The organism is Roseburia faecis, assembly GCF_001406815.1.
Lineage (GTDB): Bacteria > Bacillota > Clostridia > Lachnospirales > Lachnospiraceae > Roseburia > Roseburia faecis.
This window is the reverse complement of record NZ_CVRR01000019.1, coordinates 50,009-66,590: the sequence shown is the minus strand read 5'-3', so window position 1 is coordinate 66,590 and position 16,582 is coordinate 50,009. Positions and strand designations below refer to the sequence as shown.

Here is a 16,582-nt window from a genome sequence, read left to right as displayed (position 1 = left end):
TTTTTCATCTTCGGAAACGGTCATTCCGAAATTTCCCATATATACATTTGTTTTCAATTACATATGAACTATCAGGAATTTTTAACAACGATCCGTACACAGCTTTCTCTGCGTATCGAGACAGGTGTCACTTTAGACATTCGTTCCTTTACCAAAAATAACGGAACACATTACGATGGTCTGGTACTTCTCCATCCGAAGAAAAACGTGTCACCTGCGATCTATCTGATGCCATACTATCATCGCTATCTGGAAGGGGTATGCCTTGAAGAAATCTGTGAAGATATTCTTCATACCTATCAGGCGCATGCCCCGGAAGAAAATTTTGACACGTCCTACTTTACCGATTTTTCCCGTGCCAGCGAGCACATCGTCATGCGTCTTGTAAGCTTTGAAAAAAATCAGGAACTGTTAAAAGAGGTTCCGTTTTTCCGCTACCAGGATCTGGCCGTAATCTTTTACTGTCTGCTCCATGCAAGTGCCGAAAACCAGGCAAATATTCTGATCCACAATCATCACTTAAACCTTTGGAAAACCGACAAAGAAACGCTTTACCGACTTGCGAAGAAAAACACGCCACAGCTTCTTCCCCCACAGCTTACCCCGATGAGCAGTCTTCTCAAAGAAATGCAGCTCGTCGCGGAAACTCCACTCCCGGAAGCAGCCCCGCCACTGTATGTTCTGACCAATACGTACCGGACCAACGGTGCAACCGTTCTCCTCTACGATGACATCTTAAAAGAACTGTCCGATTTGTTTGAAAAGGATCTGATCATTCTGCCAAGCAGTATTCACGAAGTACTGATTCTTGCCACCGATGAAAACGACAGGCAGAATCTCGACCATTACACCGCAATGGTAAAAGAAGTGAATGCCTCACAGCTTCAGGATGAAGAAATTCTGTCCGACCATGCCTACTATTACTGCCGGCACAGCCATCTGCTGACCATGCCGCAGCCGGTCTGCACTTCATAGATTATATTTCCAGACACAAAATCCCCGCAGAAAAAATTCTGCGGGGAACATCTATTACATTTCTACCAGTTTATCATATAGCTTCTCATATGCATGTGCCGAAACATTCCAGGAAAAATTGCGATCCATCGCACGATAGATCAGTTCTTTCCATGCGGCCTTTTGTTCATGCTCCACACGATACGCATACCGGACAATATCTGCCATTTCCTGTGCATTAAAATTCGCAAATGAAAAACCACATCCTGTATTTTCATATTCATTGTATGGTTCTACCGTATCCCGGAGTCCTCCGGTTTCACGTACGATCGGAAGTGTTCCGTAACGCATGGCAATCATCTGTGCCAGCCCGCATGGTTCAAACATGGACGGCATCAGCAGCACATCACTTGCCGCATATATATGGTGCGAACGCTCCTCGGTAAATCCGATATGTACGCTTACCTTGTCCGGATACTTACTCTGATAATGGTGGAACATATTTTCATACTGGCTCTCTCCGGAACCAAGAACCACCAGCTGTATATCCATTTCGGTTAAAAGTTCATCCAATACGCAGCCAATCAGGTCAAATCCTTTCTGGCTGGTCATACGCGATACGATTCCGATCAGGAAAGCATCCTCCCTGACTGGAAGCCCAAGTTCTTTCTGTAATGCAACTTTGTTTTCTTTTTTCCCACTCACTGCATCTTTTTTCGAATAATTTACCGAAATATAAGGATCTGTCTGTGGATTATATTCTTCATAATCAATTCCGTTTAAAATACCATAAAGGCGATCCTTTCGGGCAGTCATCAGGCCACTTAAGCCCTCTCCCCCTTCTACGGTCGTAATCTCATTTGCATACGTCGGGCTGACGGTAGTAATATAATCCGCATATACCACGCCACCCTTTAAGTAGTTTGCTTCGCCATAAGATTCCAGTTCATATGCATTGAAAATGTGTGCCGGGAGTCCTGTAATATCCATAATCTCCTGAATTCGCCAGCGTCCCTGAAACTGCAGGTTATGAATCGTAAACACGGTTTTGATTCCCGCATAAAAATTATCATCTCCAAATACCGTATGCAGAAACACCGGAATAAGTCCTGTCTGCCAGTCATTGCAATGGATAATATCCGGGGCAAAATCAATATACGGCAGACTAGCAAGTACTGCCTTGGAAAAATATGCAAACTTTTCCACATCTTCATAGATATTGTTGTATGGAGATTCTCCTGCAAAATAAAATTCATTGTCCACAAAATAAAAGTGAACACCATGATATTCCGACTCGAAAATTCCAACATACTGCCTGCGCCAGTTCAGATTTACATAAAAATGGCACAAAAATTTTAAATTTGGAAGAAATGAGCGATCCATGCAGGCGTATTTCGGAATAACTACCCGCACATCATACTCTTTTTTGTCAAAATATTTCGGAAGTGATCCGACAACATCGGCAAGACCTCCGGTTTTCACATATGGCACTGCCTCTGATGAAACAAACAGAATCTTCTTCATACATAACACTCCTTTACTTACTCTTCATCTGTAATCGTATTTTGTCCGTAATAAGAGCGATAAATTCCGAGTTGGTCGGTTTTCCTTTTCCATTGCTGATCGTATATCCGAACAGATCATCCAGCGTATCCATCTTGCCACGGCTCCATGCTACTTCAATTGCATGACGGATGGCACGCTCGACACGGCTTGGTGTCGTATCAAATTTCTTTGCAATCCCCGGATATAAAATTTTCGTAATAGAATTTAACATGTCCATATTCGTCACAGACATGATGATTGCCTCCCGCAAATACTGGTATCCCTTGATATGTGCCGGAACACCAACCTCATGAATTATCTCTGTGACATCCTCTTCCAGTGTCTGTAACGAGTACTTTTCCGGTTTCTTTTCCATCTCAACCGGTCTGCCAATTTCTTTTCGTACTTTGTTTTTTCGACGGTTGAGTGTCTTGATCCGGTCCAAAACAATATTCCGGTCAAACGGCTTCATAATGTAATAATCCGCTCCCCGCTCAAACGCGTCTTCGGTAATCTTTTCATTGCTGATCCCACTGATCATCAGAAATGTTGGCCGATTCTTTAGTGTATGGTCTGCCCTGATCCTGTCAAGGACTGCCAGACCGTCCAGTTTCGGCATAATAATATCCAATAATACAACATCCGGTTCTTTTTCCCTGATCAGATGACAGGCTTCTTCTCCATCCTTTGCCATCCCGATCAGGTGCAGTTCATCATCACTGGTTACCATTTCTTCCAATAAGTCACGCATAACCTCGTTATCATCTGCAATTGCGACATTTAGTTTTCCCATGTAGGCCTCCTAGAATGTCAAATTCAGTCAAAAATAAGCATACCAGAAAGCACTGTCCGATTTTGTCAAAATTTGTCGATAAATACAGTTAAACTATATCACAACTGCCAATTTATTTCAATGTCTTATGCATTCTCTTCGAACTGGGAATTATACAGATCTGCATAAAATCCCTTTTGTGCCAGAAGCTGTTCGTGTGTCCCCTGCTCTATGATATCGCCATCTTTCATCACCAGAATCAGATCCGCATTTCTTATCGTAGAGAGTCGATGCGCAATGATAAAGCTGGTCCGTCCACGCATCAGATTATCCAATGCCTTCTGAATCCGCACTTCGGTACGGGTATCTACCGAAGAGGTTGCCTCATCCAGAATCAGAATCGGGTTATCCGCAAGGATAGCACGTGCAATTGTAAGAAGCTGTTTCTGTCCCTGGGAAACATTACTTGCATCCTCGTTTAACTCCATCTGGTAGCCACCCGGAAGTGTCTGGATAAAATGGTGGGCATGTGCGGCTTTTGCCGCCTCAATCACTTCCTCATCCGTGGCATCTAAACGGCCATACCGGATGTTTTCCATGATAGATCCCTTAAACAGCCAGGTATCCTGCAATACCATACCAAATGCATCCCGAAGCTCCTGACGGTTAAAGTCGCGGATATCATGCCCATCCACCTGAATGGCTCCGCCTGTCACATCATAGAAACGCATAAGCAGTTTGACCATTGTGGTTTTTCCTGCTCCCGTTGGTCCGACAATTGCAATTTTCTGTCCAGGTGTTACATGAGCGGAAAAATCCCTGATAATGATCTGATCCGGATTGTATCCGAAACTTACATGGGAAAAATCCACGTAACCATCCACATGGTCGAGATGCACAGCATGTTCAACCGTCAGTTCTTCTTCCTCTTCGTCCAGAAATTCAAATACGCGCTCGGAGGCTGCAGCCATCGACTGCAGCATATTTGCCACCTGCGCAATCTGCTGGATCGGCTGAGTAAAATTCCGGACATACTGAATAAATGCCTGAATTTCACCAACCCCGATGGTTCCGCGGATTGCCAGAAGTCCTCCGGAAATTGCCACTCCGACATAACCGAGGTTTCCGACAAACTGCATGATCGGCTGCATCAGTCCGGATAAAAACTGGGACTTCCATGCCGATTGAAACAGAATCTGATTGGTATCTTCAAATTTTTTGATGGTGCTCTCCTGCTTATTATATGCCTGCACCACCAGATGTCCGCCATAGACCTCTTCCACCTGTCCGTTGATATGTCCCAGATATTCCTGCTGCTGGCGGAAATATTTCTGCGAATGTTTGATAATAAACGAAATCAGGATGGCAGATACCGGAAGAATCACAAGTGAAATCAATGTCATAATTCCGGAAATTGAAATCATCATCACAAGTGTTCCGACCAGTGTCGCCACACTCGTAATGATCTGCGTCACACTCTGATTTAAACTCTGTCCAAGTGTATCCACATCATTTGTGATGCGGGATAGCACCTCTCCGTACGTGCGGCTCTCGAAATATTTCATTGGCATGCGGTTGATTTTCTCTGAAATTTCCTTACGCATGCGGTAACAGGTTTTCTGCGTGATTCCTGTCATGATCATTCCCTGTATAAAACTGAATACTGCAGAACAGATATACAGGCCAAGTGTAAACAATAACACTTTGGCAATATAGGTAAAATCAATAGATCCGGTTCCCGCGATCTTTTTTCCGAGACCTTCCACCAATGCATTCGTTGCACGTGCCATAACCTTTGGTCCGGCAACGGAAAAGACGGTAGACACCGCTGCAAAAATCATAACGGCAACAATCGCATACCAGTATCTTCCGAGATAACGAACCAGTTTTCCGATAGAGTTTTTGAAATCTTTCGGCTTTTCTCCCGGCATCATTCCTCTGCCCGGACCTCCCATCGGACCGCGAGGTCTTTTTGTACGTTGTTCTGCCATCTTATTTCACCTCCTCAGAAAGTCCCAGTTCTTTGGCAGACAGCTGACTTCTGGCAATCTGCTCGTAAACTTCGCAATTGTGCAGTAATTCCTCATGCGTGCCTTTTCCGACAATCTTTCCATCGTCGAGTACCAGTATCTGGTCCGCATGCAGAATTGTACTGATTCGCTGTGCGACAATGATCACGGTCGTATGTTCCGTCTTTGTCTCAAGTGCTCTGCGGAGTGCCGCATCGGTCTTCATATCCAGAGCGGAAAAACTGTCATCAAACACATAAATCTTTGGATTTTTTGCAATTGCTCTGGCAATGGCAAGCCGCTGCTTCTGTCCGCCGGAAACATTGCTTCCGCCCTGTGCAATCGCACTCTCATACCCATCCTGTTTGCTGTCAATAAACTCTGTTGCCTGCGCAATCTCCGCTGCTTCCCGGATCTGCTCATCTGACGCATCCTCTGCCCCGAAGCGCAGATTGCTTGCAATTGTACCAGAGAAAAGAACTCCCTTCTGTGGTACAAATCCGATATGTTCCCGCAGATCCTGCAATGTATACTTGCGGATATCCGTTCCGTCAAGCGTGATCTCTCCACCTGTCACATCATAAAAACGCGGAAGCAGGTTGACCAGCGTAGATTTACCACATCCGGTACTTCCGATAATTGCAGTGGTCTTTCCCGGCTCTGCAACAAAATCAATATCCGAAAGCACATCTTCCGTGGCTCCCGGATACCGGAAATTTACATGATGAAAGGCAATCACACCCTCACACTGTTCCATGGCAACCGGCTCTTTCGGATCTGTAATCGTACTTTTTGTGCCTACAACCTCATCTATACGCTCTGCAGCTACACCGGCTCTCGGCATCATGATAGACATCATGGTCAGCATCAGAAATGCCATAACGATCATCATTGTATAAGTAATAAATGCCGTCATGGAACCTACCTGCATATATCCGCCATCGATCCGTTTTGCGGCAACCCACACGATCAGAAGCGTGATGCAGTACATGATCATCATCATTCCCGGCATCATAAATGTCATAACACGGTTGGTAAACAACTGCGTCTTTGTCAGATTGCGGTTGGCCTCATCAAACCGCTCTTCTTCCCGTTTTTCCCGTCCAAATGCACGAATGACATTTAATCCTGTCAGAATCTCTCTCGAAACCAGATTCAGCCGGTCCACGAGATTCTGCATAATCTTAAACTTTGGCATGGCAAGGGAGGTAAGAAGCATTACAAACCCAAGAATAACAAGCACCGCAAGCGCGATCGCCCATTCCATTCCTGCATGGGTCTGTGCAACCTTAATCACACCACCGATTCCAATGATCGGAGCATAAAGAATCATTCGCAGAAATACTGCAGTCACCATCTGAATCTGCTGTACATCATTGGTACTTCTCGTAATCAGGGATGCCGTTGAAAAATGATCCATCTCTGCATTGGAGTACTGTACGACATTGCGGAATGTCTTATCACGCAGATCTCGTCCGATGGATGCTCCCACACGGGAAGCACAATATCCGACAACCACTGCCGCCATAACCATCAGCAGCGCAAAACCAAGCATCTTGGCTCCGGTGGTCCATAAGTAATGTTTCTGAATGGCATCTACATCCACACCTGCATTTTTATCACAGGAGATCGCATAGGTCACACCCATGGATTTCAATGTAGAAGATCCGATCGCATCAATCTGTCCGGACACCTGCTTTCGCATCTCAAGAATCTGCTGATCCGGTACCTGGCCGGCTGCCAGTGCCTGCATCAGCTGCTTCATATCTACCTGCGTCCCATCCGTTCCCATTTTCCCCGTGAGAGCCTTCTCGTCAATATCGGACTCCTTCATCTGGGACATCTGATATACCATGACGATCGGCTCCAACAGAGACTCATCCATATCGTCAAGCGTATCCTCTTCACAATTTCTCACATAGTTTCCATCTTTTTTCGGCTCCTTATAACAGGCGGCAAATGTTTTCTTTTCCCTGCTGGTCATAAAAAGCTGTGCTGACACAAAATCTTCCTGTGTCATTTCTTCCGGAAGAATATGCTCCACTCCGCTGCTCATGATTCCGACATCGATAATATCTGATGTATACTGTGGCAGGGACAGATCACAAAATGCCTGCATCACAAGAAAAGCCACAATAACCAGAATCCATTTCCAGTATGGGAGCATGTTTTTAAATATTTTTCCCATGATTTAACTCCTTTTCATATGCATAGCTTTTATACTATCACGAACTGATTTCCAGAACAATTCCTATTATATAAAACTTTTCTTAAATTAAAATGAAATGTGTGGTGCAACCACGGGCACCACACATTTTATGTTCTGATTTTATACCGCAGGGGTTACATAACCTGCCAGCTTCATTTCTTTTGTAAAATCATCGACAGACATTCCCGCTTTTTCCGCACCTATTTCCACGGGGATGATCCCATCTTGCACCAGGGATGCATATGCACGAATCTGTCCTTCTCGCTGACCTTCGCGCTGACCTTCAAGACGACCCTCGCGCAAGCCCGCCACTCGCTCCTCTTTCAGTTCCTCTTTCATCAGTACTCTTAATGCTTCACACATTGTCTGTTCACTTCCTTTCCATTCCCGTACTTTCTCCATGTTACTGTTTACAATGACCTGCAGCACGATATCTGCAAGATTCTTCTCCCTTCCCTCAAAGGTACTCACCTGCAATAAATACTGACGCATCAACGATTCCTCCAGATGATTCGTCAATGCTTTTAGCTGTACATGCATATCCACATCCAGTTCCGATGACTCTATGATCTGCATCGGGAACATCGCGCCATTGACATAGTAGATTCCTGCTGCTTCTTTTTTATATCCATACCCGGATTTTTCCAGTTCCCCCAGCAGCTTCACCGGCTTGCGGTCTCGAATCAGTGTAATGGTAATCTCCTCTGCCGGAATCTCATTTACATGATTTGGCAATACTTTATACAGGCACGCATACGCAACCGCCTTGTAAAAAGTATCAATGTTCAACTCATCCATCGGGGATTTATATTCAAAAATATTGTGTTTCCGGAAAATCTTCCCGATTTCATTTTTTATTTTGCAGTCCCTCTTTACTTTTACAACCGTACAGTCAATCTGCAAAGGTTTCTCCGTAAGCTGGAACTCATCGGTAAATTCCAAATTTTCTGCATCCTCCAATAGTTCCAGGCGCAAGGCTGAACAGAATGCCGGATGCCACTGCAGCTTTTGGGACTTTTTCTGATTCTCCTGTTGATTCTTCTCCTGTTGATTTTTCGTTTGTTCTTTTTCCAAATGTTCTCCTTATATTATATGTGGTTTTTGCTTTTATTTCAACGCATAAAAATTGCAGACTGTTAAACCCTGACCGTCAAACTCAGACCGTCAAAACCTGACTGTCAAAACCCGACCGTCAAAGGCACATTAAAGTTCACATCTTTCACTTATACAACAAAACAAATGGGATTTCTGGCAGAAACTGCCACTGAAAAAAGATATGATTACTATACCATATGTTTATGACCGCTGCAAGAAAAAACATCCCGAGCTGGAAAAACAATAGGAAAAACAAAAAGCCATGCAATGGAAAAATCCAATACTGCATGGCTTTACAAAATTAATTTTATACCGCAGGGATTACATAACCTGCCAGCTTCATTTCCTTTGTGAAATCATCGACAGACATTCCCGCTTTTTCTGCACCTGTTTCCACGGTGATGATCCCATCCTGCACCAGAGATGCATATGCACGAATCTGTCCTTCGCGCTGACCTTCCACTCTTCCTTCGCGCTGACCTTCCATACGCTCCTCATTCAATTCATCTGCCATCAAAACACGTAATGCCTCACACATGATCCTTTCACTTCCTTTCCATTCCAGTACTTTCTCCATGTTACTGTTTACAATGACCTGCAGCACGATATCTGCAAGATTCTTCTCCCTTCCCTCAAAGGTACTCACCTGCAATAAATACTGACGCATCAACGATTCCTCCAGATGATTCGTCAATGCTTTTAGCTGTACATGCATATCCGTGTCCAGTTCCGATGATGCAATGATCTGCACCGGAAACATCACATCATAGACATAGTAAATCCCGGCTGTTTCTTTTTGGCATTCATACCCAGATTTTTCCAGTTCCCCCAGCAGCTTCACCGGCTTGCGGTCTCGAATCAGTGTAATGGTAATCTCCTCTGCCAGAATCTCATCCACATGATTTGGTAATACTTTATACAGGCATGCATACGCAACCGCCTTGTAAAAAGTATCAATGTTCAGCTCATCCTTCGGGGATTTATATTCAAAAATGTTGTGTTTCCGGAAGATCTTCCCGATTTCATTTTTTATTTTGCAGTTCTTCTTTACTTTTACAACCGTACAGTCAATCTGCAAGGGTTTCTCCGTAAGCTGGAACTCATCGGTAAATTCCAGATTTTCTGCATCCTCCAGCAGTTCCAGGCGCAAGGCTGAACAGAATGCCGGATGCCACTGTAGCTTCTTTTGTTTTTCTTTTTTATTTTTCAATTGTTCTCCTTTTATTATACAAAACTGTTATACTCTTTTCAACGCACAAAAATCACGTATTAATAAACTCATAAAATTTAAACAAATGGAATTTCTGGCAGAAACTGCCTCTGAAAAAAGATATGATTACTATATCATATGTGTATGCCCGCTACAAGAAAAAACATTTCAAGTAGGAAAACAAAAAGCCATGCAATGAAAAATCCAATACTGCATGGCTTTACAAAATTAATTTTATACCGCAGGGATTACATAACCTGCCTGCTTCATTTCCTTTGTGAAATCTCCGACAGACATTCCCGTTTTTTCTGCACCCGTTTCCACGGTGATGATCCCATCCTGCACCAGAGATGCATATGCACGAATCTGGCCTTCTCGCTGGCCTTCGATTCTGCCCTCTCGCTGCCCTTCGATTCTTCCTTCTCGCTGGCCTTCAATTCTGCCCTCTCGCTGCCCTTCCATACGTTCCTCATTCAATTCATCTGCCATCAAAACGCGTAATGCCTCACACATAATCCTTTCACTTCCTTTCCATTTTTGCACTTTCTCCATGTTACTGTTTACAATAACCTGCAACACAACATCCGCAAGATCCTTTTCCCTCTCTGCAAATGCACCGACCTCTAACAAATATTGCCTCATCAGAAAAACAGTTCAGAGCAAATAAAATAAAATTTCCTGTTTGCATACTCTCCAAAAAGAGGTATTATATAGAAAAACACAGGAGGTATTCAAATGAAAGCACATAAATATTGGTCCCTTGGTGCATTGGCAACCATGATCGGAACTATCTATACCGGCTATAAAAATATGAAATCAGCTCACAAATATTTTGCCTGCAGTTCTCTTCTCTGCATGATTATGGCTATCTACTCTGGTCATAAAATGCTTTCTGCAAAATCCAGGAAAAAGAAAGACTCTGTTTCTCAAGAATCCGCAGAATAATTGAAATTATAGATGTTTTTACCCATACATACTACATGGCTTTACAAAATGATTTTATACCGCAGGGATTACATAACCAGCCTGTTTCATTTCTCTTGTAAAATCATCGACAGACATTCCTGCTTTTTCTGCACCAACTTCCACTGTAATGATTCCATCCTTTACCAAAGTTGCATATGCACGAATCTGGCCTTCACGCTGACCTTCCACGCGTTCTTCATTCAATTCATCTGCCATTAAAACACGTAATGCCTCACACATTGTCTGTTCACTTCCTTTCCATTTTTGCACTTTCTCCATGTTACTGTTTACAATAACCTGAAGCACAACATCCGCAAGATTCTTTTCCCTCTCTGTAAAAACGCTAACTTCCTGCAGATACTTCCACATCAGCGGTTCATCCAAATTGTCAGTCAGTGCCTTGAGCTGTACATGCAAATCCATATCCAGTTCCGATGATGCAATGATCTGCACCGGGAACATCACACCACTGACATAATAGATTCCGGCTGTTTCTTTCCTGCATTCATACCCATCACTACTTAATTTCTGAAGAAGCTTCACTGGCTTGCGGTCTCGAATCAGTGTAATGGTAATCTCCTCTGCCGGAATCTCATCCACATGATTTGGTAATACTTTATACAGGCATGCATACGCAACCGCCTTGTAAAAAGTATCAATGTTCAGCTCATCCTTCGGGGATTTATATTCAAAAATGTTGTGTTTCCGGAAGATCTTCCCAATTTCATTTTTTATTTTGCAGTCCTTCTTTACTTTTACAACCGTACAGTCAATCTGCAAAGGTTTCTCCGTAAGCTGGAACTCATCGGTAAATTCCAGATTTTCTGCATCCTCCAGCAGTTCCAGGCGCAAGGCTGAACAGAATGCCGGATGCCACTGCAGCTTTTGGGACTTTTTCTGATTCTCCTGTTGATTCTTCTCCTGTTGATTTTTCGTTTGTTCTTTTTCCAAATGTTCTCCTTATATTATATGTGGTTTTTGCTTTTATTTCAACGCACAAAAATTGCAGACTGTTAAACCCTGACCGTCAAACTCAGACCGTCAAAACCTGACTGTCAAAACCTGACCGTCAAAGGCACATTAAAGTTCACATCTTTCACTTATACAACAAAACAAATGGGATTTCTGGCAGGAACTGCCACTGAAAAAAGATATGTTTACCATAGCATATCCCCCACCTTCCTGGCAAGGAAAACTTTACGTATACTGCATATATGTAATTGCAAAATGTATTCTACCTATGACCATCATAAAAAAGACACACAATGCGATACTCTCTCACATTGTGTGTCTTTTCTTAAATCCCCATACTAATCAAGCAAAAACAAATTCTGAGATTCCATTTTCACAGTAGTTTTTCCCACCCTTGGTGTTCCATCCGGATTTTTGGACTTATTGTTATAAATTTCAAAAACAATATCCCCTTCCTTCTTTTTGTTTTCCCCTGTCGTATCATAAATAAAATAATACTCACCCATATTTTTCAGGTTTTCAAACACATATTTTTTAGGATTCTCCTTCGTTGCTTTTCCCTCAATCAACGTTCCGTCTTTTTTGTAAATTTTATCTACGTAAGTTCCATCTTTGTATTGGATCGAACAGGTCAGCTTCGTTCTGACGGTATTCAGTTCGACCGGGCTGAAGCGAATTTTTTCCTTAGTGCCGTCAAGGTTATTTCCATATTCTTTCATCCAGTTCATCTTATACACCAGATTCGGATCACTTCCATTTCCGGACTCCTCTTTTAAAAGCTCCGCCTCTTCATTCAGGATCTCGACCATTGGTGGCTCATATGTGGTACGGTATGCGGCAATCATCGTATTAATGAAAAGTTTTGCCTCCATATCTCCATCTACCGTAGAATGACCTACTCCGGAATAAAAAACATTTCCCTTACTGTAAATATAGTAATTATTGGCGGCATCATTCGGGGAAGCCCCATAGGTGGCACCGGTTCCATCTCCGTTTGAAGCCGTACCCGCCCATGCACATGGATCTCCGTTCTCATTATCCGAAAGACAGTACCAGACCGTAACTTCCGGATCTTCCATGTCCAGCTGATACCACTGCCCATGCGTTGATGCAATTTTAAGTGTTTCGTCAATTTTAAACGGATATTCCGTAATCTGTCCCGTATTTGTCTTCGTTGCACGCGTTGTCAGGTCATTATTATTGTTAAATCCTGTCAATTTCACGTTATTGTTATTCACGCCACAGATATATTCATCATTTTTATAACTTCTGATCATATACCGGTATGGAATTATTTGATCCGTATTTTTCTTTTCCCATCCCAGACGTTTCATGGCATAGTAAGTAAATCCCTGGGTATTACCAAGTGCCGTTGTAGAAAGTGTACCGTCGCTGCCAACTGTTGTCTGGGTCATTGTATCATACTTATGTTTCGCCTGATAAGCCAGCAGTTCCTTTCGTTCGCTCTCGGTCAGCTTCCCACTCACAGCTTTATACCGGTTCATTCCCATGACATCACGCAGATATGTATTGGCAGAATATCCGAAATCCCCACTGTTCACATTATGCATAGAAGTAAAATCATGCGTAAACAAAACACTTTTTCCAGAGGCGATAAAATATTTCAGGAAATCAATCGCACCGTTTTTATTCGACATATTTACCTTATGGAACGTATCGCCAAATCCCAGAATAAACATATTGTACGTATTATACAGTTCCTTTTGTTTTTTTGACATTTTAGCTGGATTTTCGTTTCCTTTTTGGGCTGAAATATCCCTGGAATAATCATACACAAATTTCTCCCCGAAATAATTCTTCTGAAAATCAGAAACCGTAGTCGTTACCACGGAAATTTTATAATCATTCAATGCATTATAATATTTCGTAAACAGCGTATTTTCTTCCAGATTCAGATACCCCTTATTTTCAGTATGCGTATCCGGCATAATCTGAAGCACCTTAATCTCCCGTTTCTGTCCGGTCTGGTTTTTTGCAACCGAGCAGCCGGTACGTGTAAAATGAATGTCCGGATTATCCTTGCGGTATACAACAATCTTCCACTGGATCAGCCCGAAGTACAGTTTGGAAAGTTTTACCGGTGTAATGTTCTGTTCCCCGTCTCCTGCCGTAAAAACATCTCCCTCATAATAAACTTCCCCTGTATCATCCGAATCATCCGCATCCCCGGAGCCATCCACATCTGCCAGCCCCTCTTCAAATTTACCATCCTGATTCTGGTCAATATAAACTTTACACTGATACTGTGCGGATGGCACATCCGTCACCTGAAAACCAAAATCAAGTTTTGATCTGCCAAAACCGTCCACATCCAGATAATTTGCCTGACTGTCATCTACGGAAACAGACGTATCATTTTTCCCCTCAGACGAAGTCGTTCCCTGATATTCATTTGGCAGTTTTGTAAACGTAATTTTCGGACAGACCTCTTTTACCTTTGCAATCAGCCCATTGCTATCTGACGTCTGGTAAATGGTTTTCTTTTCCTTCTTACTCTCCCTGACCAGATCTGCAAGGTTTGAACCGGCATCTATTTTATCGGACAGGCGATAAAGGTCATCAACCGCAACAACCGGATAACCGGCATGTAAAAAGTTCTCCAGTTCCGCTTTCTTAATCTTTGTAATGTCATTTCCCGGGAAACGGAGTGTCGTATCCTCTATAACATTATTTCCGCTTCCAGCCCACAGGAACTTGACCGAACGGCTTATGCCGTCTGACCTGCTATACTCTGCACTGGTCATTTTATCTCCGGTATGGAAATATATTTTTCCATTCATGGAAGTATCATTCCACACCGTCTGATTCTCTTTGATCCATTTCACGTTGCCATCTGCATCTTTATAGGTTACATCCTTTTCTACCAGATTGTAAGCGCCCTGATCCAGCCCAAGATAAATCATGTTGTACTTGCTGTTTAGATCCTCCGTGGAACCAATAAACTCTGCCGTAGTCATATGGGTAATCTTAATATCCCCGATAAAATTCGGAATCATAAGCTGGATATAACTCTTTTTCAGAGAGTATCCGTTCTTTCGGTCATAGCATGGCTCAATATCCAATATCCGCAGTTCTCCATCCACATGATCCTTTGATGTTTTATATCCGAGAATATAACGGACTGCATCTGCCGGTGTCGCTTTGGGATCATTTCCCGTAAATTCCTTAAAATCCGTAAACTTAGAATTCGGATCCGATGCTGGAACCGTCCCCGTGCCAAATGCCTGTGTGGAAGTTGTATCCCCTTTAAACACAAACAGTCTGCCATTTAAATATCCCTGATTTTCATCGGTAGAAATATTTCCGGCAGTCATATACTTCTCCCATTTATCCTGCTTCGTCCAGTAATGGTACCAGTTCTCGCCGATCACACGTCCATCCACATCGGACGGAAGAAATGTAAACATAGACCAGTATGTCTGCGCATCGCCCGTCTGTGCAGTAAACACACCAGTCTCAACTCCATTAATTTCTTTCTTTTGAATCAAGGCATCTTCTCCATCCAGATACAACCGCTGAAACAGTTCAGAATCCATGGAAAACAGCATGACTGCCAGTTTATACATATTATTGTTATAGCCCGTATCGGTATAAGTATAAATGGTTGGATTCATATTCCAGTCCAAAATATGAAACGTAACCGATTTTCCCCCACTTAAAGATCCCTGTGTAGCTATATACACCCCGGAATCCATAAAAATCGGGGCATAGTTCTCCTCCTGATTGATCTTCTTATACATTTTCTTGACAACATCCCAGCTGATATCTTTCGATCCATTAAATCCATCCGTATACGAAGAAACAGACGAATGCTTTCCGTACCTGTTGTGTTTTTTCCAGATCTCTCTGATATTATCACCCCCAGAATGTACCTTTGGGGAAACCACATACAGATCCGCATAATCTGCCCATTTCGGCTGTGCATTCAGCTCTTCCGGTGTAATCGTTTTAATAATCACCGAATAATTGTCTGCTTCCTCCTGTGTTTTACAGCCGATACTGTCCTTTAAAAAATAATCATTGTTTTTATATAGATAGTAATTCTCTGTTACATTGATATTATCCTTTGATTTATCACCGGTACTTTTTCTTTTTGTATAAATCCGGTCGCCCTCATTGGTAAGTTCACGATCCGTCCTTTCATCAAATGTCTGATCTTTATAATCCGATTTTTCGAAATCATTTACTGTATGCCAGATAATATTTCCATGATCCTGTCTGACAAACGATAAGCTTTCATTTCCGTCTTCCCCTTTTACAATTTTTTGGACAAACGTTCCTTCTCCATCTTTGACGCGCTCATAGTATCCGGTATATTCTGCATCTTTCATGCCATCCTCACAGACACGCATATTTCCAGAATATTTTGAAATGTCCCCTTCTGGCTCATCCGGGAAAAAATAAGCCGTTTCCATTTCACATTTTGCACCGGTTATTGTTTTAACCGTATTAATATCAGCATTTCCATAACGCATATCTTCGACATTTACCGGTTCACATCCACTGATCTGGTATCCAAACTCTGCGTATTCTTCATAAGGCACAATTTCAAGAATCAGAAACGGATTTTCCCTGGTTCCAAGCTTTGCCGCTGCGGCATTCGCATCGTAAATGTTGCGCTTCGACTCCGGAATCTGCTCTATCTGGTCAACGACCCCTCTTGTCATCACCGGAAGTTTCTCATCCGCCTTTAATTTATTCCGGTACCCGACAACCCCAAGACAGACAACAAGCACCCCCAGCATACAGACTGCGGATGCAATTCTCTTTTTCCTGTTTCCGTTATTTTTTTTCTGCCGATGCCATCTTACCATCTTCAATACGAACGC

The 16,582-nt window shown here is 42.8% G+C and carries 11 protein-coding genes; 2 read left to right on the top strand and 9 right to left on the bottom strand.

The annotated features are described in order from the left end of the window. Positions 1-63: 63 nt before the first annotated feature. Positions 64-975 carry a DUF5688 family protein gene (locus M72_RS07415; protein ID WP_022045528.1) on the top strand — a complete coding sequence of 304 codons (912 nt, stop codon included), beginning with the start codon at positions 64-66 and terminating at the stop codon, positions 973-975. Between the two features lie 54 nt (positions 976-1,029). Here the strand turns inward: M72_RS07415 and glgA are convergent, their stop codons facing one another. From glgA to M72_RS07380, 7 genes are all read right to left on the bottom strand, one after another. After that, the gene (gene glgA, locus M72_RS07410) at positions 1,030-2,478 is read right to left on the bottom strand and encodes a glycogen synthase GlgA (protein WP_055067760.1); all 1,449 of its coding nucleotides are present in this window, start codon (positions 2,476-2,478) and stop codon (positions 1,030-1,032) included. 13 nt (positions 2,479-2,491) lie between these two features. Next, positions 2,492-3,292 (bottom strand): sporulation transcription factor Spo0A, encoded by an 801-nt coding sequence (spo0A, locus tag M72_RS07405; RefSeq protein ID WP_055067759.1) that lies wholly within the window; start codon positions 3,290-3,292, stop codon positions 2,492-2,494. A 125-nt stretch (positions 3,293-3,417) separates the two neighbouring features. Further along, positions 3,418-5,262: an ABC transporter ATP-binding protein gene (locus M72_RS07400; protein WP_055067758.1), complete on the bottom strand. Its 1,845-nt coding sequence runs from the start codon at positions 5,260-5,262 to the stop codon at positions 3,418-3,420. Position 5,263: 1 nt separating this feature from the next. Beyond that, complete coding sequence (locus M72_RS07395) at positions 5,264-7,468, bottom strand: ABC transporter ATP-binding protein (protein WP_055067757.1); 2,205 nt, start codon at positions 7,466-7,468, stop codon at positions 5,264-5,266. Positions 7,469-7,609: 141 nt separating this feature from the next. Continuing rightward, positions 7,610-8,563 (bottom strand): hypothetical protein, encoded by a 954-nt coding sequence (locus M72_RS07390; RefSeq protein ID WP_055067756.1) that lies wholly within the window; start codon positions 8,561-8,563, stop codon positions 7,610-7,612. Between the two features lie 328 nt (positions 8,564-8,891). Next, the gene (locus M72_RS07385; protein WP_055067755.1) at positions 8,892-9,794 is read right to left on the bottom strand and encodes a hypothetical protein; all 903 of its coding nucleotides are present in this window, start codon (positions 9,792-9,794) and stop codon (positions 8,892-8,894) included. 234 nt (positions 9,795-10,028) lie between these two features. Continuing rightward, complete coding sequence (locus M72_RS07380) at positions 10,029-10,436, bottom strand: FliH/SctL family protein (protein ID WP_206541817.1); 408 nt, start codon at positions 10,434-10,436, stop codon at positions 10,029-10,031. Between the two features lie 93 nt (positions 10,437-10,529). Between M72_RS07380 and M72_RS07375 the strand changes: the two genes are divergently transcribed. After that, positions 10,530-10,739, top strand: coding sequence for a DUF6219 family protein (locus M72_RS07375; RefSeq protein WP_022044937.1), 210 nt, complete (start codon positions 10,530-10,532; stop codon positions 10,737-10,739). A 54-nt stretch (positions 10,740-10,793) separates the two neighbouring features. On the opposite strand, the gene M72_RS07370 is transcribed toward M72_RS07375, so the two are convergent. Next, entirely contained in the window at positions 10,794-11,711 is a 918-nt protein-coding gene (locus tag M72_RS07370; RefSeq protein WP_055067753.1) for a hypothetical protein, read from the bottom strand. A 359-nt stretch (positions 11,712-12,070) separates the two neighbouring features. Beyond that, the gene (locus tag M72_RS07365) at positions 12,071-16,573 is read right to left on the bottom strand and encodes a DUF5057 domain-containing protein (protein ID WP_176694771.1); all 4,503 of its coding nucleotides are present in this window, start codon (positions 16,571-16,573) and stop codon (positions 12,071-12,073) included. Positions 16,574-16,582 lie beyond the last annotated feature (9 nt).

Excerpts from the sequence above, each read along its gene's own strand:
- M72_RS07415 (WP_022045528.1), top strand. The coding sequence starts at position 64 with ATGAACTATCAGGAATTTTTAACAACGATCCGTACACAGCTTTCTCTG.
- glgA (WP_055067760.1), bottom strand. The coding sequence starts at position 2,478 with ATGAAGAAGATTCTGTTTGTTTCATCAGAGGCAGTGCCATATGTGAAA.
- spo0A (WP_055067759.1), bottom strand. The coding sequence starts at position 3,292 with ATGGGAAAACTAAATGTCGCAATTGCAGATGATAACGAGGTTATGCGT.
- M72_RS07400 (WP_055067758.1), bottom strand. The coding sequence starts at position 5,262 with ATGGCAGAACAACGTACAAAAAGACCTCGCGGTCCGATGGGAGGTCCG.
- M72_RS07395 (WP_055067757.1), bottom strand. The coding sequence starts at position 7,468 with ATGGGAAAAATATTTAAAAACATGCTCCCATACTGGAAATGGATTCTG.
- M72_RS07380 (WP_206541817.1), bottom strand. The coding sequence starts at position 10,436 with ATGAGGCAATATTTGTTAGAGGTCGGTGCATTTGCAGAGAGGGAAAAG.
- M72_RS07375 (WP_022044937.1), top strand. The coding sequence starts at position 10,530 with ATGAAAGCACATAAATATTGGTCCCTTGGTGCATTGGCAACCATGATC.